Genomic DNA, 19,929 nt, shown 5'->3' with positions numbered 1-19,929 from the left:
CGGCGGCCAGCCGTCGCGCCTTCACCGATAACAAGGAGAATTGGCATGACCAGCAACAACCCGCAAACCCGTGAGTGGCAAGCGCTGAGCAGCGAACACCACCTGGCCCCGTTCAGCGACTTCAAGCAACTGAAAGAGAAGGGTCCGCGGATCATCACCAACGCCAAGGGCGTTTATCTGTGGGACAGCGAAGGCAACAAGATCCTCGACGGCATGGCCGGCCTCTGGTGCGTAGCGATCGGTTACGGTCGCGATGAGCTGGCCTATGCCGCCGCCAAACAGATGCGCGAACTGCCTTACTACAACCTGTTCTTCCAGACCGCACACCCGCCGGCACTGGAACTGGCCAAGGCGATTGCCGACGTGGCGCCGGAAGGCATGAACCACGTGTTCTTCACCGGTTCCGGCTCCGAAGGCAACGACACCATGTTGCGCATGGTCCGTCACTACTGGGCAATCAAGGGTCAGCCGAACAAGAAAGTCATCATCAGCCGCAAGAACGGTTATCACGGTTCGACCGTGGCCGGCGCGAGCCTCGGCGGCATGACCTATATGCACGAGCAGGGCGATTTGCCGATCCCGGGCATCGTCCACATCGCGCAGCCGTACTGGTTCGCCGAAGGCGGTGACATGTCGCCGGAAGAGTTCGGCATCTGGGCGGCCAATCAGCTCGAAGAGAAGATTCTCGAGGTCGGCGTCGACAACGTCGGTGCCTTTATTGCCGAGCCGATCCAGGGTGCCGGTGGCGTGATCATCCCGCCCGATACCTACTGGCCGCGCATCAAGGAAATCCTCGCCAAGTACGACATCCTCTTTGTTGCCGACGAAGTGATCTGCGGCTTCGGCCGTACCGGTGAGTGGTTCGGTAGCGATTTCTACGACCTCAAGCCGCACATGATGACCATCGCCAAAGGCCTGACCTCCGGCTACATCCCCATGGGCGGGTTGATCGTGCGTGATTCGGTGGTGGCCGTGCTCAATGAAGGCGGCGATTTCAACCACGGCTTCACTTACTCCGGCCACCCGGTGGCGGCCGCGGTGGGCTTGGAAAACATCCGCATCCTGCGCGACGAAAAAATTATCGAGAACGCCCACAACGAAACGGCACCGTATTTGCAGAAACGTCTGCGCGAGCTGAACGATCACCCGTTGGTGGGGGAAGTTCGCGGCGTCGGTCTGCTGGGGGCGATCGAGCTGGTGCAGGACAAGGCCACGCGCAAGCGTTACGAAGGCAAAGGTGTGGGCATGATCTGCCGGCAGTTCTGCTTCGACAATGGCCTGATCATGCGCGCGGTGGGCGACACCATGATCATCGCGCCGCCGCTGGTGATCAGCAAAGCGGAGATCGATGAGCTGGTTACAAAGGCACGCAAGTGTCTGGACCTGACCCTCGGTGCGCTACAGGCCTAGGTGCTAGGCTTTGGGCGGGGGAGCTGCGGCGCACTCGCTCAAAGCTTTCAGAAAGGCTGGTCTTTTGTTGAAAGACCGCCTCGGATCTTGCCAGACTAGCCGCGGTTCCAGTTGTCCGGGTTCGGCCGCTGAACAAAGTGGTTCAAAAAAGAAAAATTTGGAGCATGACGCATGAAGGCATTAGGTAAAAAGTTAGCTGGCAAGACTCTGCTCGCGCTGTCCATGGCGGGCATGATGGCGGGTGCGGTGCACGCGGACGACAAGGTACTGCACGTCTACAACTGGTCCGACTACATCGCGCCGGACACCGTGGCCAACTTCGAGAAAGCCACCGGGATCAAAGTCGTCTACGACGTCTTCGACAGTAACGAAACCCTGGAAGCCAAGCTGCTGGCCGGCAAGTCCGGTTATGACATCGTGGTGCCTTCCAACAATTTCCTCGCCAAGCAGATCAAGGCCGGCGTTTACCAGGAGCTGGACAAGTCCAAGCTGCCTAACTGGAAAAACCTCGACGAAGACCTGCTCAAGGCCGTTGGCGATGCCAGCGACCAGGGCAACAAGCACGCCTTCCCGTACATGTGGGGCTCGATCGGCATCGGTTACAACCCGGCCAAGGTCAAGGCTGCACTGGGCATCGACAAGATCGATTCGTGGGACGTGGTGTTCAAGCCTGAAAACATCGAGAAACTCAAAAGCTGCGGCGTGAGCTTCCTCGATGCGCCGACCGAAATGATTCCGGCGGCATTGCACTATCTGGGCAAGCCGACCAACAGCAAGGACAAGGCTGATCTGAAAGCCGCCGAAGACCTGTTCCTGAAGATCCGTCCTTCGGTCGCCTACTTCCACTCGTCCAAGTACATCTCCGACCTTGCCAACGGCAACATCTGCGTCGCCGTCGGTTACTCGGGTGACCTGGAGCAATCCAAGACCCGCGCTCAGGAAGCCGGTGACAAGGTCAAACTGGCCTACACCATTCCAAAAGAAGGCGCCGGTACTTTCTACGACATGGTCGCCATTCCCAAGGATGCCGAAAACGTCGAAGCCGCCTACAAGTTCATGAACTACCTGCTGGAGCCGCAAGTGATGGCCGGCATCACCAACGCCGTGCGTTTCCCGAACGGCAACAAGGCGGCGACGCCTCTGGTGGACAAGGACATCACCAGCGACCCGAGCATCTACCCGTCGGCTGAAGTGAAGAAGCAGCTCTATGCGATCAGCGATCTGGACGCCGCCACGCTGCGCCTGATCACCCGCAGCTGGACCAAGATCAAATCGGGCAAATAAGCCGGTTTGTCGCCACAACCACTGGCCGTCGTCGCCGCGACGGCGGCCAGTGGATAATTAAATGACAGAAAGTTTTGCTGGATCGGTTTTTCGAGGGTAAGTTGCGCGCCGGTTTTGTTGTCGGGCAGCCATGGCTGTCATGCAGCGCGGGGCAACTTGGGCCCAATCAATTTAGAGGACCTCCACTTGCCTGTATTTTCTTCTTTGCGCAAAGCCCTGCTGGCCGCTGCCGGCCTGACAATCGCTGTCGGAGCCCAGGCCGCCGGTACGGTGCATATTTATAACTGGTCCGATTACATCGGCGAGTCGACCCTGGCCGACTTCGAGAAAGAGACCGGGATCAAACCGGTCTACGACGTCTTCGACTCCAACGAAACCCTGGAAGGCAAGCTGCTCGCCGGGCGCACCGGTTACGACGTGGTCGTGCCGTCGAACCACTTCCTTGGCAAGCAGATCAAGGCGGGCGCGTTCCAGAAGCTCGACAAGGCGCAGCTGCCCAATTATTCCAACCTCGACCCGGTGCTGCTCAAGCGCCTGGAGCAGAACGATCCCGGCAACCTCTACGCCGTGCCGTATCTGTGGGGCACCAACGGCATTGGCTACAACGTCGACAAGGTCAAGGCCGTGCTCGGTATCGACAAGATCGATTCCTGGGCCGTGCTGTTCGAACCGGAAAACATCAAGAAGCTGCACAGCTGCGGTGTCGCGTTCCTCGATTCGGCTGATGAAATGATGCCGACCATGCTCAATTACCTGGGCCTGAACGCCAACAGCACCAACACCAAGGACTACGAAAAAGCCACCGCCAAGCTGCTCGCGGTGCGTCCATACGTGACCTATTTCCACTCCTCGAAATACATCGGCGATCTGGCCAACGGCGACATCTGCGTGGCCATCGGTTTCTCCGGCGACATCTTCCAGGCGAAGAACCGTGCCGAGGAAGCGAAGAAGGGCGTCAACATCGCCTACTCGATTCCGAAAGAGGGCGGCGCGCTGTGGTTCGACATGCTGGCGATCCCCAAGGACTCGTCCAACGTCAAGGAAGCCCACGCCTTCATCAATTATTTGCTGAAACCTGAGGTGATCGCCCAGGTCAGTGATTACGTCGGTTACGCCAACCCCAACCCGGGTTCGGACAAGCTGATGGAACAATCCATTCGCACCGATGAAGCGGTTTACCCACCGCAAGCAGTCCTCGACAAGACCTACGTGTCGACCGAGTTGCCAGCCAATATTCAGCGTTTGATGACCCGCAACTGGACCAAGGTCAAGTCGGGCAAATAACGCACAAACTATCCAGGGTTCGTCTTGCGTGGCGAACTGCTGCTTCTGTTGGGAGTTTCGTAAATGGCAGTTGCCTCCGGCGCCTACAAGAAAGCCCTCGAGGGCGACCAGACACCAAAACAGGTGCTGGTCAAAATCGACCGGGTCACGAAGAAGTTCGACGAGACGATTGCCGTGGACGACGTGTCCCTGGAAATCAAGAAGGGCGAGATTTTCGCCCTGCTCGGCGGTTCGGGATCGGGCAAATCCACCTTGCTACGGATGCTGGCAGGCTTCGAACGGCCCACGGAAGGGCGGATTTTCCTCGACGGCGTCGACATCACCGACATGCCGCCGTACGACCGTCCGATCAATATGATGTTTCAGTCCTACGCCCTGTTCCCGCACATGACCGTGGCGCAGAACATCGCCTTCGGCCTGCAGCAGGACAAGATTCCCAAGGCCGAGATCGACGCCCGTGTGGCCGAGATGCTCAAACTTGTGCAGATGAGCCAGTACGCCAAGCGCAAGCCGCATCAACTGTCCGGCGGTCAGCGTCAGCGCGTGGCCCTGGCCCGTTCGCTGGCCAAGCGGCCGAAGCTGTTGCTGCTCGACGAACCGATGGGCGCTCTGGACAAAAAGCTGCGCTCGCAGATGCAGCTGGAACTGGTGGAAATCATCGAGCGCGTCGGTGTGACCTGCGTGATGGTGACCCACGACCAGGAAGAGGCCATGACCATGGCCGAGCGCATCGCGATCATGCACCTCGGCTGGATCGCCCAGATCGGCAGCCCGATCGACATCTACGAAACCCCGACCAGCCGTCTGGTCTGTGAATTCATCGGCAACGTCAACATTTTCGAAGGCGAAGTGATCGACGACGCCGAAGGCCACGCGACCATCACCTGCAAGGACCTCGACCGGCAGATCTACGTCGGTCACGGCATCAGCACCTCGGTGCAGGACAAGTCCGTAACCTACGCGATTCGTCCCGAGAAGCTGCTGGTCACTGCCGACATGCCGACCTGCGAATACAACTGGTCGAGCGGCAAGGTCCACGACATCGCCTATCTGGGCGGGCACTCGGTGTTCTACGTCGAATTGCCGAGCGGCAAACTGGTGCAGTCGTTCGTCGCCAACGCCGAACGTCGCGGCGCGCGTCCGACTTGGGGCGATCAGGTCTACGTGTGGTGGGAAGACGACAGCGGCGTGGTACTTCGCTCATGAACATGCGCAAATTCAAACGCCGCATGAACCGAATCATCCCCAATGGCCGGCAAATGGTCATCGGGGTGCCGTTCATCTGGCTGTTCCTGTTCTTCATGCTGCCGTTCTTCATCGTTCTGAAGATCAGTTTCGCCGAAGCCGACGTGGCGATCCCGCCATACACCGAGATCTACACCTACGCCGAGCAGAAGCTGCAACTGCTGCTGAACCTGGGCAACTACGCGATGCTCGGCGACGACGAGCTGTACATCGCCGCCTATCTCGGCTCGCTGAAAATGGCTTTTATCAGCACTGTGCTCTGCCTGCTGATCGGTTACCCGATGGCCTATGCCATCGCCAGTGCGCGCAAAGAGCTGCAAACGGTGCTGGTGCTGCTGATCATGATGCCGACCTGGACCGCGATCCTGATCCGCGTCTACGCGTGGATGGGCATCCTCAGCAACAACGGCCTGCTTAACGGATTCCTGATGAGCATGGGCCTGATCGACGAGCCGCTGCAGATCCTCAACACCAACCTCGCAGTGTACATCGGCGTGGTCTATTCGTACCTGCCGTTCATGATCCTGCCGCTGTATGCCAACCTGGTCAAACATGACCAGAGCCTGCTGGAAGCCGCGTCGGACCTGGGTTCGAGCACCTTCAACAGCTTCTGGAAAATCACCATTCCGCTGTCCAAGAACGGCATCATTGCCGGCTGCATGCTGGTGTTCATTCCGGTGGTCGGCGAGTTCGTGATTCCGGAGCTGCTTGGCGGTCCGGAAACCCTGATGATCGGTAAGGTGCTCTGGCAAGAATTCTTCAACAACCGTGACTGGCCGGTGGCGTCCGCGCTGGCGGTGGTAATGCTGGCGATCCTGATTGTGCCGATCATTCTGTTCAACCGCAGTCAGGCCAAGGAAATGGAGGGTAAAGAATGAAGCGCTTCCGTTTCTCCAGCCTGATGCTGGTACTGGGGCTGATTTTTATCTATCTGCCGATGCTGATCCTGGTGATCTACTCGTTCAACGCCTCGAAACTGGTGACGGTGTGGGGCGGCTGGTCGATCAAGTGGTACGTCGGCCTGCTCGACAACTCGCAACTGATGGGTTCGGTTCTACGCTCGCTGGAAATCGCCTGCTACACCGCGGTTGCTGCAGTGGCACTGGGTACGCTGGCGGCGTTCGTGCTGACGCGCATCACCCACTTCAAGGGCCGCACGCTGTTTGGCGGCCTGGTGACTGCGCCGTTGGTGATGCCGGAAGTGATCACCGGTCTGTCGCTGTTGCTGCTGTTCGTGGCCATGGCGCAGATGATCGGCTGGCCGCAGGAGCGCGGCATCGTCACCATCTGGATCGCCCACACCACGTTCTGTGCGGCGTATGTGGCGGTGGTGGTGTCGGCGCGCTTGCGTGAGCTGGACCTGTCGATCGAAGAGGCGGCGATGGACTTGGGCGCGCGGCCGTGGAAGGTGTTCTTCCTGATCACCATCCCGATGATCGCGCCGTCGCTGGCGGCGGGCGGGATGATGTCGTTCGCGCTGTCGCTGGATGACCTGGTGCTGGCGAGCTTCGTTTCCGGCCCGGGTTCGACGACCCTGCCGATGGAAGTGTTCTCGGCGGTGCGCCTTGGTGTGAAACCCGAGATCAACGCCGTGGCCAGCCTGATTCTGCTGGCAGTGTCGCTGGTGACCTTCCTCGTCTGGTTCTTCAGCCGCCGCGCCGAAGAAGCCCGCAAGAAAGCCATCCAGCAAGCCATCGAAGAAAGCGCTGCCGATTCATGGAAGCAACCGGACGCGCGACGCGCGCCTGCGCCGCAGACTGTGTGAGCCGACGGGTTGGTCTCATTTGCGAGGCCAACCCAAATCAAAATGTGGGAGCGGGCTTTTGTGGTGAGGGGATTTATCCCCGATGGACTGCGCAGCAGGCCTGTTTTTTTGGGGTCGCTTCGCAACCCAACGGGGATAAATCCCCTCGCCACAGGGCCCAGTTCCAAATCTGGTTTTAAGCAGTCCAGGGAGACTTGCGGATGACCTCAACAAAGTTCATCGGCCGAAACCCCGGCTCCTGATCCACCAGCACATCAGTCTTCACATTGCCAAACGTCGTCTGCGGGCGATGGCGCAAGCCATCGGCGAACGCGCAGATGATGCATTCCTTGAAACCCTCCCCACGCGGATGCGCATGCACCACGGCTTCGCGCTGCACGCTGCTGAACGCCGCGTAATCGATGCCCAGCACGTCCATCTCCACCCCGGCGGTCACCAGTGCTACGGTCGGGCGCAGATGCCTGGGCACGCCCGGCGTGGTGTGCAACGCGATCGACAGCCAGACTTGCTCGATGTCGTCGTCGCTCAGCCCGTACGGCTTGAGAAAGGCTGCGGCGGCATTTGCGCCGTCCACTTCGAAGCGCTCGTCATCGCTGCGATGGCCTGCGACCAGACCAAGGTCGTGGAACATTGCGCCGACGTACAGCAGCTCCCGGTTATAGGCCAGTTGCTGGCGCTCGCCGCTCAAGGCGCCGAACAGAAACACCCGGCGCGAGTGGTGATAAAGCAGGTCGGATTCGATGTCGCGAATGTACTCGGTGGTGGCCCGGGCGAGGGCGCTGTCAGGGATCTTGATGCCGGCGATGGTGCTGGTCATAACGGTTTCCTCGTCGAAAACGCCGTCGTGGCGCTGCTGGGAAAAGTCTGTTCCCCGCGCGCCAAGCGAACAATCGAGTCATGGCTGCGATCCTTGCCAATCCGCCTGCAAATCGTGCCAAGCTCACTTGTCGGGTGTGGGACCGGCAAGGGTGGCTCGATCAACAAGCCCGGCACGGCCCATGTGGGAGCGAGCCTGCTCGCGAAGGCAGTGTGTCATTCGACAGCTATGTTGCGGGTGATGGCCTCTTCGCGAGCAGGCTCGCTCCCACAGGTTTGTGTGTTTGTCACAGGTATTGAGGACGTTTGAGCCATGAACAAATCCGTCGCCATTGTGGTGTTCCCCGGCGTGCAGTCACTGGACGTCAGCGGCCCCATGGACGTGTTCGCCGAAGCCAACCGCTTTCTTGCGCCGCAGGATCACTATCGCTTGCAAGTGATCGGCGTCGAGCACGGGCCGATGGCCTGTTCCAACGGAATGAGCCTGAACGCCCACTGCCACTTCGGCGAAGCAACGGATAGCCCCGACCTGTTGCTGGTCGCCGGCGGCCCGCAATTGCCATTCATGGATTTCGGCCCCACGTTCGACGCCTGGCTGCGCGATGCCTGTGGCCGCGCCCGGCGTTGCGGCTCGATCTGCAACGGCGCGTTCATGCTCGCCCGCGCCGGTTTGCTGGAAGGGCGCACTGTCACCACGCACTGGAACGATGCCGGGGCGTTGGCGCATTTGTGCCCGACCACGCGGGTCGAGGCGGACCGCCTGTACGTCGAGGATGGCGCGCTCTACACCTCGGCCGGGGTCACGGCGGGGATCGATCTGTCGCTGTACCTGCTGGCGCGCGACCACGGTGCCGAGGTCGCGCTGAGTGTGGCGAAACGGCTGGTGGTGTTCACCCAGCGCTCGGGCGGGCAATCGCAGTTCAGCCCGTTCCTCACGCCGCATGCCGAGCCGACGTCAGCGGTGGCGTTGGTGCAGTTGTATGTGCTGGCCAATCTCACCGGCGACCTGACGATTGCCGATCTGGCCAATGCGGCGAACATGAGTGCGCGCAATTTTTCCCGGGTATTCACGCGGGAAGCCAAAGTGACCCCGGCGGAGTTTGTCGAACGGGCGCGGGTGGATGCGGCGCGGGTGATGCTGGAAAGCACCACGGCGCCCCTGAAAACCGTGGCGTATCAGTGCGGGTTTCGTGATGCGCAGCATATGCGCAGTGTGTTCAACCGGCGGCTTGGGGTGACGCCGCAGCAGTTTCGGATGAATTTTGCGCTGAATGTTTGATCCGGGCTTGAGCTCGAAAGCCCTCACCCCAGCCCTCTCCCAGAGGGAGAGGGAGCCGATTGCAGTGTCTGGCGTGTTACATCGACCTGAAAGACCTTATCGATTATGGATTCGGCGCCAATCTTTCGCGTCGGCGTTTCTCATGAATATCCCCCAATCGGTCCCCTCTCCCAGAGGGAGAGGGAGCCGATTGCAGTGTCTGGCGTGTTACATCGACCTGAAAGACCTTATCGATTATGGATTCGGCGCCAATCTTTCACGTCGGCGTTTCTTATGAATATCCCCCAATCGGTCCCCTCTCCCTCTGGGAGAGGGCTAGGGTGAGGGGCTCTTCAGGGCTTGCGCGCAGGCAACAGCTTCAACGTACTGCGCGTATTCGCCAGCACCTCTTCCTCACTGAAATGCGCCTGCACATAGATACCCTCCACATACGCCTCGGCCTGGTCGTCATAGTGACTGTCCAGTGGCACGCCACTCTGGCCGACCGGGTTGATCGTCAGGCCATGCACCGGATCGGCGAAATCCACCAGACGTCGCGTCGACGGTCCATAGGTCACCGGCCATGGCGCCGGGCCGATTTTTGCCGAGAGGTTGTTCGGCACTTCGTGGCTGCCCGGCGCTGCGAACGGGCCGACGTTGAACAGGCGATCCAGCGGCTTCTGCTGCCCCAGCGGATGGCCGTGGGTGAGGGTGTGCGCAGCGCCCCACTGCCAACCGGCCACGTTATCGCCGAGGGTGAGTTTCAGATGCGCCATGCTTGCCGCCCACGCCGTGCGCACGACATCGGCGCGGGTTTCTCTGGCCGGCGTGCTGCGATTGTCCCACCACGGTGAATCCGCCTTGGCCGCCAGGCGTGGCAGCGCGGAGTCGATCACCCGCGTCGACAGCAGTGTTTCGAAGAAGTCATTGCCCAACTCATCGCGCATCGCCGCATCGGCCAGGTCGTAGAGGAACTGGTTGAACACCGTCGCGCTGATCGAATTCAGCGGATAGTCGCCGGGCCACTGCGCCAGTTGCTCGACCAGTTTCAGCTGCGCCGGATCACTGACCACCTCACGCAACACCGGCAACAGTGGCGCCAACAGACGCGGGCCGTAACCGGTCGCCGTGCCCAGTTGCAGTTGCTGGTTGGCCTCGTTGCTCCACTTCATCCGGTTGTCGCTGAGCTGACGATCAAGCTGCTGACCGCGATCGGCAAGATTGTAATAACCGGGAATCTCCATGCCGGTCGGCGACACGGGCTGGAAGTTGGCCGAGACGATATAGCCGCGCGCCGGGTTCTCTTCCTGCGGGTTGGCGCTGAACGGGTAATAGCCGTCCTTGTCCGCCTCAGGCGTGCTGCCGTCGAGAATGAAGCCCGGTTTCACCCCGGCCGGACGTTTGGGCAGCAGGGCCGAGGCCCACCAGGCGATATCGCCTTTGGCGTTGGCGTACACCAGATTCAGGCCCGGCGCCTGTACCTTGGCCGCCGCCGCGCGAGCCTTGGCCAAGGTGTCGGCGCGGTTGAGCTGGTAGAAACCTTCGAGGATCGGGTTCGGCGTTTCGAGGAACGCCCACCACATCGCAATCGGGGTTTTGCCGGCAGCGCTGCCGAGCGCATCGTTGACGATCGGCCCATGGGGCGACTGGCGCAAGGTGATCGTCACCGGCGCCTGGCCTTTCACATTGATCTGCTGCTCGCTGACGAGCAGGTCGGTCCACTGGCCGCGATACCAGACCTGATTGGGGTTGTCCGGGTTGACCTTCTCGGCGATCAGGTCGAGATCGTCGTTCTGGAACATGGTCAGGCTCCAGCCGAAATCGAGGTTGTGTCCCAGAAACGCGAACGGCACCAGCGCCTGATGATGGCCGTACAACTCGAAACCCGGCGCCGACAGCTGCGCCTCGTACCACACCGACGGCACCGAAAAGCGAATATGCGGATCGCCGGCCAGCAACGGCTTGCCACTCTGGCTGCGGCTGCCGGCAATCACCCAGGCGTTGCTGCCTTCAAACTGCGGCAGGCCGTTGTCGAGCAGCGCCTGTTCGCTGAGGCGGGCGAGGGCGGTGAGGTCCTGCCAGTCGCCGGCGGCGAGGGCCGGTGCGTGCCGGGTGTGATCGGTGGCCAGAACGCCTTTGGCCTGCCAGTCGAGATCGAACACATCGAGGTAATCGGCGCCGAGCTGATCGCGTACGTAGGTCAGCAGCGGCTCGGTGCGAAACGCGGCGGCAAAGCTGTAGGCCATGTAACCGGCGACGCTGATGCTGTCTTCGGCCGTGAACGGCCGCTTGGGGATGCCCAGCACGTCGAACTCGATCGGCGCGGCGTGGCTGTCCTGATATTGGTTGATGCCATCCAGATAGGCTTGCAGGCCCTTCCATGCCGGCGACTGCTTGTCGAGGCTGGCGACGTAACTGGCCGCACGCTCGCGAATGCGCAGGCTGCGAAACAGCTTGTCGGTGTCGAGCAGTTTCGGCCCGAGCACTTCAGCCAGTTCACCGCGGGCGAGGCGGCGCATGGCTTCCATCTGGAACAGGCGGTCCTGCGCGTGCACATAACCGAGGGCGCGATAGAGGTCGGTTTCGTTCTCGGCGCGGATATGTGGCACACCGCGCTCGTCGTAGCGCACGGTCACCGAGCCTTGCAGGTTGCGCAGTTCCACCTGGCCCTGGCGCGTCGGCTGCTTGCTGTAGAGATAGCCGCCGGCGACGCAGAGCAGGACAACGATGAGCAGGGCAACAACGGTGAACGCACGCTTCATGGTGACTCCTTGTGCAGGCGGGAGGGCCGCCCATCGGGCTGCAAACATTTAGCACAGAGCATCTGTGCGCTGCAGCGCTGTCCTTGAAAAGTCCGGAATGCCTTACTTTGCCTCCACCGACCACGGGCAATAACAACCCACCGCCAAGGTATGCGTGGCATTCACCGGCCGATCTTCCGTCAGCGCATGCAGGATCGGTTCGATAAAGCTGTTGCTGGAGTTGCAGGTCAGGCCTTCGCTGTACGGGCCGAAGTAGGCGAGTTTGCCGCTACGATCCCAGATCGCCACGGCGGGGCTGGCGGGGATCTGTTCGGCGCCGGGCAGGACGATGATGGTTTTCAGGCTGGCGAGGGTGGCGGGCAACTGGCCGTGGCTGCCGGGTTTTTGTACGGCAAAGAACTCCACGCCGAGAGGACCGAACTGTTCGACCATCTCGCTCAGGTGCTGTTGATTGCCGACGTTGCACGGGCACGCCGGATCCCAGAAGTGCACGAAGCGGATATTGCCCGGCCCGGCGAGGTTGTCCGGCAGGCGCAGCGGGTCGCCGGAAAATACCGCCGTATGTTCGCTGAACGCGCGCAGATAGCGGCCCTGAAACCAGTCATACGCCGCCCACAGCACCCCGGCGCAGATCAGCGCGAGCAGGCTGGCGAACAGTGCGGTGCGGTAGGGCGAACGCATGGTTTTCGATCCTCGAAAGGCCGGCTAGCTTGCCATGTCTGCCTCTACAGATGAATATCGCAGGCCGATAAAGTCCGTTTCCCGCTCTGGAATACCCGCATGCCTGATACTTTCGACCCCGATCATTTACGCGCGAGCCTCAAGCCATTGGCCGAGTGGCAGCCGTTATCGGATGAGGCGAAGGCTTACCAGCGCTTCTACAAGACCGACTTTGCCGAGCGCGATGTCTGGCGCGGCATGGGCCGTTTCGAGGTCGATGGCTACGAGCTGGTCAGCCATTGCTGGTGGCCGGAGAAGGTCAAGGCGACGCTGTTTCTGCTGCACGGTTACTACGATCACATCGGCCTGTACCGGCATGTGATCGAGTGGGCGCTGGATCAGGATTTTGCCGTGATCGCCTGCGACCTGCCGGGGCACGGATTGTCGAGCGGGCCACGGGCGAGCATTCGTGATTTCGCGGAATACCAGCATATGTTGCAGGCGCTGTTTGCTGAAGCGAACTCGATCGCGCTGCCGCAGCCTTGGCATTTGTGCGGGCAGAGCACCGGCGGCGCGATTGTCGTCGATCATCTGCTCAATCATGGCGAGAACAGCCCGGCGCAGGGGCAAGTGATTTTGCTGGCGCCGTTGGTGCGGCCGAGGGCGTGGGGCTGGTCGCAGTTGAGTTATTACCTGCTGCGGCCGTTTGTACGCGGGGTCGCGCGACGCTTCAGCGAGAACTCCAACGATCCGGATTTTCTGCCGTTTCTGCAGGCCGATCCGTTACAGCCAAGGCGTCTGCCGACGAAATGGGTGGGCGCGCTTTCACGCTGGATCATCCGCGTCGAGCACGCGAAAAAAAGCCCGCGGCGGCCGCTGATCGTTCAGGGGCAGGCGGACATGACTGTCGACTGGCAGCACAATCTGCAAGTATTGAAATGGAAATTCGACCGGCCGCAGATTCTGCTGTTGGCCGAGGCACGGCATCACCTGGCCAATGAAACGGCGGAGATGCGTGAAGAGTATTTCGAATTCTTGAGCAAGCGGATCAGGGGCAGGAATCTGTAGTGCCTGGGAGGGCCTCTTCGCGAGCAGGCTCGTTCCCACAGGGGAATGCGTTACAACTGTGGGAGCGAGCTTGCTCGCGAAGGCGGCTTATCTGGCGACGAAGATTATTGGCCGACCGCCAACCCCGCCCGAATCGCCGCCAGTGCCGCCTGGTAGTAAGCCTTGCCCTCGGTTGACTCGGCAAACGTCGCAAATTCTTCCAGCTCTTCATCCGACAAATCGCGATACACGTAGAGCAACGTGTTGTTCAGGTCAGCGCCAATCTGATCCATCAGCCGCTGGCGCTGACCGTTCAACATGCCCTGTGCCTGTCCACCGCCGAGCAGTCCCGGGATCATCGAACTCAAACTGTCCGCCGCCACGCCGGCGATCGCCAGACTCACCTCGGCACCAGCCTCACGGGCCGGCAGAGCCTGGGCGAGATGGCCGATGATCAGCAAACGACTGTCGCTGGCCTGCATCTTCGGCAGGCCCTGGGCATTTTTCGCCAGTTGATCGCGACGGGTTGCGAGCAATTCGGCGGCGACGATTTTCTTGCCCAGCGGTGACTGGAAGAAGGTCAGCGCCGGTTTCGGGTCGGCGAGTTTCTGCCGCAGTTGCGCTTCGGCACGCTGATCCATGGCCTGCGCGGCGAAGCGTTGATTGCTGTTGTTGACCAGCGCCTGAAACACCGCAGGCGGCAGGCTGTTCTGATAGCGCTGCTGGGCGGCGCTCAGGGCATCGTTGAAATGCGCGCGTTGTTCTGGCCAGCCGGCGACCTTGTACAACTGGTCGTGGCCGTCCGCCCAGGCGGGCAATACGCAGAACATCAACAGTGAAAAAAGCAAACGGCGCATAGGGACTCCTGTCAGCAGCGGACTATTGTCCGTGCGGTGCCGGTACTTGTCGAGAATTCGTAGCAAGGCGCTGCGTGGCTCTGTCGGATTTGTTGCCGTCGGCATACTATGCGCGCCATGCCGATATCCTCTGAACACCCGCTGCTGTTACGCATTGTCGACGACCTGGCCGAACACGGCTGGTCGCAGCAGAACATCTTCCTGCCCGCCGATCTGACCCGGGCGCTGGCGGCCGAGTGCCGTAAACGTGAAGCCGAAGGTGAGCTGGCGCCGGCGGCGGTCGGACGCGGGCCGTTTTCGGAAATTCGCGAGGGTATCCGCGGCGATCACATCCAGTGGATCGATCCGGGGCAGGCCGACGCCACTGACCGTTACCTGAGCCTGATGGACAGTCTGCGCGAGGCACTCAATCGCGGTCTGTTTCTGGGCCTGGAAGATTTCGAATGCCATTTCGCCCTGTACCCGCCCGGCGCGTTTTACCTCAAGCACGTTGACCGCTTTCGCGATGATGACCGGCGCATGGTGTCGGCGGTGATCTACCTCAACGAGGCCTGGCTGCCGGAGGACGGTGGCCAGTTGCGCATGTATCTGGGCGATGAACGCGTGCACGACGTACAGCCTACCGGCGGCTGTCTGGTGGTGTTTCTCTCCGGCGAGGTGCCCCACGAAGTGATGCCGGCCCATCGCGAGCGCTTGTCGCTGACTGGCTGGTTCCGTCGCCGTGGCAACGAGCCGTTCTGAACATGGAAAAGATCCTGGTCAGTCGCTGCCTGTTGGGCCATCGCGTGCGTTATGACGGTGGCGCGAGCGGGCCGTTTGATCTGCTTGAGCAGTGGATCGAAGAAGGGCGGGTAGTGCCGTTGTGTCCTGAGGTGGCGGGTGGATTGCCGACGCCGCGGGCGGCGGCGGAGATTCCCGGCGGGCAGGGCGGTCAGGTGCTGGATGGCATTGCCGCAGTCATCACTACTGATGGCGAGGATGTCAGCGCGCAGTTTCTCGAGGGGGCGCGGCAAGCGCTGGAACTGGTGCAAAAGCACGGCATTCGGGTGGCGGTGCTCAAGGCGAACAGTCCGTCTTGCGGGAATTTGCTGACGTATGACGGCACCTTCAGTGGGGTCAAAGTCAGTGGCGAAGGGGTGACGGCGGCGTTGCTCAAGCGTCATGGGGTTCGGGTTTTCAGTGAGCTTGAGCTGGCTGAGGCGGCGGTGACTCTGGCGGCTTTGGACTGATCCGCCATCGTTGCCCTCACCCCAGCCCTCTCCCGGGGGGAGAGGGGGCCGACCGAGGTGTCTGGCGCTGTCCATCGAACTGAAAGACCTTGGCGACCAGGGATTCGACAAAGCCATGATCAGTCGATTTCGGATTCGGTATAGCAATCCCAAGTCGGCGTACCTCTAAAGCATCCCCGGATCAGTTCCCTCTTCCTCCGGGAGAGGGTTAGGGTGAGGGGCTCTTACGGTTTCAACCACTTCTCGGACAGCGCCGCCAACCGCCCATCCGCCTTGATCCGTTCCAGCGCGCTCTTGAGGCTGGCCTGAAACGCCGGGTTGCCCTTCTGAAACGGGATCGCCAGCTCGACCGGCGCCGCCGCTTTCGGTTTCTCTTCGGTCAACGCCTGCACCAGCACCATCGGCCGCGGCGTCTCGTCCTTCTTCGCCAGCAATTGCCCGTCGACCTGGCCGTACGGCTCGCTGAAGTCGAAACGATCCTTGAGTTCGGGTGTCAGTGCTATGTGGTTGAGCGCGACGTCGTACTTGCCGCTTTCAACGCCCTGGAGCAGGTCACCCTCATCGGTGACGATGAAATCGGCGCGTACATCCAGCTCTTTGGCCAGAAGTTGCCCAAGCTCGACCTCGAACCCTGTAAGGGTGTCGCCTTCCTTGTAATTGAAGGGCGGTGTATTAGCCTCAAGGGCTATACGAAGCTCGCCACGGTCGTTGACGTCATCAATCAGTTCGGCGTGAGCCAGCGGGCTCAGAAGGGGTAGCAGGCAGATCAGGCCAGGCAGCAGGCGCATGGTCACTCCTTTGAAATCATTATCGCGACGCTCTGATTCAGGCTCGCTTTGCTATGGTTGTCGAGTGCCTTCGACAACGAATGGTCATGAAGTTGTCATGACCGTGCGGATTTTACGGAAAAACTGGAGAAGAAAATGAAAAGCTTTATGTCACGTGCAGCGTTGGCCGGTGTGCTGATGGGTGTTTCGGTGCTGGCCAGTGCGGCGACACCGGCGCCGAAGGATGCTGAAGTGTTCATCGTTTCTCCCGAGGACGGCGCCACCGTCTCGCAGGAATTCAAGGTCAAGTTCGGCGTCAAGAACATCGCGCTGGCCCCAGCGGGTGACACCACCAAGAACACCGGCCACCATCACCTGCTGATCGACGTCGACGACCTGCCGGCCGAAGGCGCGCCGATCCCGACTGACGCCCATCACATGCATTTCGGCAAGGCGCAGACCGAAGCCACGATCAAACTGGCCCCCGGCAAGCACACCTTGCAACTGATCCTCGGCGACAGCGGCCACATGCCGTTCGACCCATCGATCGTTTCGGAAAAAATCACGGTCAACGTGAAATAAAAAAAGGGAGCCCTGCGGGGCTCCCTTTTTTTATTCAGCTTCAAGTGGCTAGCTGCAAGCGGCAAGGTAAAGCAAAAGCGCTGTTCACTTGCCGCTAGTAGCTTGAAGCTTGCCGCTGCTTCTTCAGAAGAGAACACGGCTACGGATAGTACCGTTGACGTGTTGCAGCTTCTCTTGCGCCAGCTCCGAGTATTCGGCGTCGACGTCGATTACCACGTAGCCAACCTTCTCGTTGGTCTGCAGGAACTGACCGGAGATGTTGATGCCGTTTTCGGCGAAGACCTTGTTGATCTCGCTCATCACACCCGGGATGTTCTCGTGGATGTGCAGCAGGCGGTGCTTGCCAGGGTGAGCCGGCAGGGCCACTTCCGGGAAGTTGACCGACGACACCGAAGTACCGTTGTCGCTGTACTTGACCAGTTTCTCTGCCACTTCCAGACCGATGTTGGCTTGCGCTTCGGCGGTCGAGCCACCGATATGCGGGGTCAGGATCACGTTGTCGAGGCCACGCAGCGGGCTTTCGAACTCTTCGTCGTTGGAGCGTGGTTCCACCGGGAACACGTCGATGGCCGCGCCGATCAGGTGCTTGTCCTTGATCGCGTCCGCCAGGGCGTCGAGCTCGACCACGGTGCCACGTGCAGCGTTGATCAGGATGCCGCCCTTTTTGATGGCGCGGATTTCCTTCTCGCCGATCATCCACTGAGTTGCGGCGGTTTCCGGCACGTGCAGGGTGACGATGTCGGACATGCCCAGCAGCTCGTGCAGGTTGTTGACCTGCGTGGCGTTGCCCAGTGGCAACTTGGTCACGGTGTCATAGAAGAACACCTGCATGCCCAGACCTTCAGCCAGCACCGACAGCTGAGTGCCGATCGAGCCGTAGCCGACAATGCCCAGCTTCTTGCCGCGGATCTCGAACGAGTTGGCGGCGGACTTGATCCAGCCGCCACGGTGGCAGGATGCGTTCTTCTCAGGGATGCCGCGCAGCAGCAGGATCGCTTCGGCCAGCACCAGTTCCGCTACGGAACGGGTGTTGGAGTACGGCGCGTTGAACACGGCAATACCGCGCTCGCGGGCCGCACTGAGGTCAACCTGGTTGGTGCCGATGCAGAAACAGCCGACCGCGACCAGTTTCTTCGCGTGATCGAAGATCTCTTCGGTCAGTTGCGTGCGCGAGCGGATGCCGATGAAGTGAGCGTCAGCGATCTTTTCCTTGAGCTGGGCTTCCGGCAAGGAACCAGTCAGGTATTCGATGCTGGTGTAGCCCGCCGCCTTGAGGACGTCGACAGCCGATTGGTGGACGCCTTCGAGAAGAAGGAACTTGATCTTGCTCTTATCGAGAGAAGTCTTGCTCATCTGCGTAAACCTGTATCCCGGAGAAAAATGGCAGGGAGGGAGCAGCCTGGAGCTGACCCGCACGGCAACAAAGCCGTCACCGCGGATCTGGCCTTGGGCACTGTCCTGCGGGGTCGGTATGCTAGCATAGCCACCCCGCTAAACACTCATTCCTGCGACGTGAAGCGTTCTCAGGATGACCATGAATTGTTCGAGAGTTCTGTCGATGACCAATCCTGCGCTGATTGATGAACTGAAGACCCTGGTTGAGCCTGGCAAAGTCCTCACCGACGCCGACTCCCTGAACACTTACGGCAAGGATTGGACCAAGCACTTCGCCCCGGCGCCGAGCGCCATCGTGTTTCCCAAGACCATCGAGCAAGTGCAGGCCGTGGTGCGTTGGGCCAATACCCACAAAATTGCGCTGGTGCCGTCCGGCGGGCGCACCGGGTTGTCCGCCGCTGCGGTGGCGGCCAATGGCGAAGTGGTGGTTTCGTTCGATTACATGAACCAGATTCTCGACGTCAACCTCACCGACCGCACCGCCGTGTGCCAGCCGGGTGTGGTCACCGAGCATCTGCAGAACGTCGCCGAAGAGAACGGCTTGTACTATCCGGTCGACTTCGCCTCGGCGGGTTCCAGCCAGATTGGCGGCAACATCGGCACCAATGCCGGCGGGATCAAAGTGATTCGCTACGGCATGACCCGCAACTGGGTGGCCGGCATGAAAGTCGTCACCGGCAAGGGCGACGTGCTCGAGCTGAACAAGGACCTGATCAAGAACGCCACCGGTTACGACCTGCGCCAGCTGTTCATTGGCGCCGAAGGCACCCTCGGTTTCGTTGTCGAAGCGACCATGCGCCTTGATCGCGCACCGAAAAACCTCACGGCGATGGTCCTCGGCACCGCCGATTTCGATTCGATCATGCCGGTTCTGCACGCCTTCCAGGGCAAGCTTGACCTGACCGCGTTCGAATTCTTCTCCGACAAGGCCCTGGCCAAAGTCATGGGGCGCGGTGACGTGCCGGCGCCTTTTGAAACCGAGTGCCCGTTCTACGCCCTGCTGGAATTCGAAGCGACCACCGAAGAAGTGGCCAACAGCGCGCTGGAGACCTTCGAACACTGCGTAGAACAGGGCTGGGTGCTCGACGGCGTGATGAGCCAGAGCGAAACCCAGTTGCACAACTTGTGGAAGCTGCGCGAGTACATCTCCGAAACCATTTCCCACTGGACGCCGTACAAGAACGACATCTCGGTGACCGTTTCCAAGGTGCCAGCGTTCTTGCGTGAAATCGATGCGATCGTTGGCGAGCACTATCCGGATTTCGAGATCGTCTGGTTCGGCCACATCGGCGACGGCAACCTGCACCTGAACATCCTCAAGCCGGAAAACCTGAGCAAGGACGAGTTCTTCGCCAAGTGCGCCACCGTCAACAAGTGGGTGTTCGAAACCGTCGAGAAATACAACGGCTCGATCTCGGCCGAGCACGGCGTCGGTATGACCAAGCGTGATTACCTGACCTACAGCCGCTCGCCGGCCGAGATCGAGTACATGAAAGCGGTCAAGGCAGTGTTCGACCCGAACGGCATCATGAACCCGGGCAAGATTTTCCCGGTTTGATCGGTAATCT

At 60.7% G+C, this 19,929-nt stretch carries 18 protein-coding genes; 12 read left to right on the top strand and 6 right to left on the bottom strand.

Annotation, left to right across the window (positions count from 1 at the left end):
- The first annotated feature begins 45 nt into the window (after nt 1-45).
- The 6 genes from ND528_RS06260 to ND528_RS06235 all read left to right on the top strand — a co-directional run bounded on the left by ND528_RS06260 (nt 46) and on the right by ND528_RS06235 (nt 6,988).
- Nucleotides 46-1,410, top strand: a complete 1,365-nt coding sequence (locus tag ND528_RS06260; RefSeq protein ID WP_263469931.1) for an aspartate aminotransferase family protein — start codon at nt 46-48, stop codon at nt 1,408-1,410.
- Between the two features lie 171 nt (nt 1,411-1,581).
- Nucleotides 1,582-2,694 carry a polyamine ABC transporter substrate-binding protein gene (locus tag ND528_RS06255; RefSeq protein ID WP_039757472.1) on the top strand — a complete coding sequence of 371 codons (1,113 nt, stop codon included), beginning with the start codon at nt 1,582-1,584 and terminating at the stop codon, nt 2,692-2,694.
- A 186-nt stretch (nt 2,695-2,880) separates the two neighbouring features.
- Nucleotides 2,881-3,978: a polyamine ABC transporter substrate-binding protein gene (locus ND528_RS06250; RefSeq protein WP_212617397.1), complete on the top strand. Its 1,098-nt coding sequence runs from the start codon at nt 2,881-2,883 to the stop codon at nt 3,976-3,978.
- A gap of 63 nt (nt 3,979-4,041) precedes the next feature.
- Entirely contained in the window at nt 4,042-5,184 is a 1,143-nt protein-coding gene (locus tag ND528_RS06245) for an ABC transporter ATP-binding protein (RefSeq protein ID WP_016772662.1), read from the top strand.
- Nucleotides 5,185-5,219: 35 nt separating this feature from the next.
- On the top strand, nt 5,220-6,101 hold the full coding sequence (locus tag ND528_RS06240) for an ABC transporter permease subunit (protein ID WP_178083722.1): 882 nt from the start codon (nt 5,220-5,222) through the stop codon (nt 6,099-6,101).
- Entirely contained in the window at nt 6,098-6,988 is an 891-nt protein-coding gene (locus ND528_RS06235; protein WP_122748323.1) for an ABC transporter permease subunit, read from the top strand. The genes ND528_RS06240 and ND528_RS06235 overlap by 4 nt, the downstream gene beginning before the upstream one ends.
- A gap of 175 nt (nt 6,989-7,163) precedes the next feature.
- Here ND528_RS06235 and ND528_RS06230 read toward each other — a convergent pair whose 3' ends face one another.
- Nucleotides 7,164-7,805: an HD domain-containing protein gene (locus tag ND528_RS06230; protein ID WP_212617396.1), complete on the bottom strand. Its 642-nt coding sequence runs from the start codon at nt 7,803-7,805 to the stop codon at nt 7,164-7,166.
- 312 nt (nt 7,806-8,117) lie between these two features.
- Here ND528_RS06230 and ND528_RS06225 point away from each other — a divergent pair, with 312 nt between their 5' ends.
- Entirely contained in the window at nt 8,118-9,083 is a 966-nt protein-coding gene (locus ND528_RS06225; protein WP_263469930.1) for a GlxA family transcriptional regulator, read from the top strand.
- A gap of 332 nt (nt 9,084-9,415) precedes the next feature.
- On the opposite strand, the gene ND528_RS06220 is transcribed toward ND528_RS06225, so the two are convergent.
- Both ND528_RS06220 and ND528_RS06215 read right to left on the bottom strand, forming a co-directional pair.
- Nucleotides 9,416-11,824, bottom strand: a complete 2,409-nt coding sequence (locus ND528_RS06220; RefSeq protein ID WP_263469929.1) for a penicillin acylase family protein — start codon at nt 11,822-11,824, stop codon at nt 9,416-9,418.
- A gap of 102 nt (nt 11,825-11,926) precedes the next feature.
- A complete protein-coding gene (locus ND528_RS06215) occupies nt 11,927-12,505 on the bottom strand; it encodes a DUF6436 domain-containing protein (RefSeq protein WP_263469928.1) in 579 nt (192 codons plus the stop codon).
- A gap of 99 nt (nt 12,506-12,604) precedes the next feature.
- On the opposite strand from ND528_RS06215, the gene ND528_RS06210 reads away from it, so the two are divergent.
- Nucleotides 12,605-13,552, top strand: coding sequence for a phospholipase BipL (locus tag ND528_RS06210; protein WP_263469927.1), 948 nt, complete (start codon nt 12,605-12,607; stop codon nt 13,550-13,552).
- A 104-nt stretch (nt 13,553-13,656) separates the two neighbouring features.
- Here ND528_RS06210 and ND528_RS06205 read toward each other — a convergent pair whose 3' ends face one another.
- Nucleotides 13,657-14,388: a DUF2059 domain-containing protein gene (locus tag ND528_RS06205; RefSeq protein ID WP_024014712.1), complete on the bottom strand. Its 732-nt coding sequence runs from the start codon at nt 14,386-14,388 to the stop codon at nt 13,657-13,659.
- A gap of 108 nt (nt 14,389-14,496) precedes the next feature.
- On the opposite strand from ND528_RS06205, the gene ND528_RS06200 reads away from it, so the two are divergent.
- Together ND528_RS06200 and ND528_RS06195 are read left to right on the top strand one after the other, a co-directional pair.
- Nucleotides 14,497-15,129, top strand: coding sequence for a 2OG-Fe(II) oxygenase (locus tag ND528_RS06200; RefSeq protein ID WP_137214345.1), 633 nt, complete (start codon nt 14,497-14,499; stop codon nt 15,127-15,129).
- Nucleotides 15,130-15,131: 2 nt separating this feature from the next.
- The gene (locus ND528_RS06195) at nt 15,132-15,617 is read left to right on the top strand and encodes a DUF523 domain-containing protein (RefSeq protein WP_263469926.1); all 486 of its coding nucleotides are present in this window, start codon (nt 15,132-15,134) and stop codon (nt 15,615-15,617) included.
- Nucleotides 15,618-15,841: 224 nt separating this feature from the next.
- Here ND528_RS06195 and ND528_RS06190 read toward each other — a convergent pair whose 3' ends face one another.
- The gene (locus ND528_RS06190; protein WP_137214343.1) at nt 15,842-16,405 is read right to left on the bottom strand and encodes a transporter substrate-binding domain-containing protein; all 564 of its coding nucleotides are present in this window, start codon (nt 16,403-16,405) and stop codon (nt 15,842-15,844) included.
- A 135-nt stretch (nt 16,406-16,540) separates the two neighbouring features.
- Between ND528_RS06190 and ND528_RS06185 the strand changes: the two genes are divergently transcribed.
- The gene (locus ND528_RS06185; protein WP_039757489.1) at nt 16,541-16,966 is read left to right on the top strand and encodes a DUF4399 domain-containing protein; all 426 of its coding nucleotides are present in this window, start codon (nt 16,541-16,543) and stop codon (nt 16,964-16,966) included.
- Between the two features lie 123 nt (nt 16,967-17,089).
- On the opposite strand, the gene serA is transcribed toward ND528_RS06185, so the two are convergent.
- Complete coding sequence (gene serA, locus ND528_RS06180; protein WP_024014707.1) at nt 17,090-18,319, bottom strand: phosphoglycerate dehydrogenase; 1,230 nt, start codon at nt 18,317-18,319, stop codon at nt 17,090-17,092.
- Between the two features lie 205 nt (nt 18,320-18,524).
- Between serA and ND528_RS06175 the strand changes: the two genes are divergently transcribed.
- Nucleotides 18,525-19,919 (top strand): FAD-binding oxidoreductase, encoded by a 1,395-nt coding sequence (locus ND528_RS06175; RefSeq protein ID WP_122603398.1) that lies wholly within the window; start codon nt 18,525-18,527, stop codon nt 19,917-19,919.
- Nucleotides 19,920-19,929 lie beyond the last annotated feature (10 nt).

This window comes from Pseudomonas mercuritolerans (assembly GCF_025706525.1).
GTDB lineage: Bacteria > Pseudomonadota > Gammaproteobacteria > Pseudomonadales > Pseudomonadaceae > Aquipseudomonas > Aquipseudomonas mercuritolerans.
This window is presented reverse-complemented; position numbering and strand designations above follow the sequence as displayed.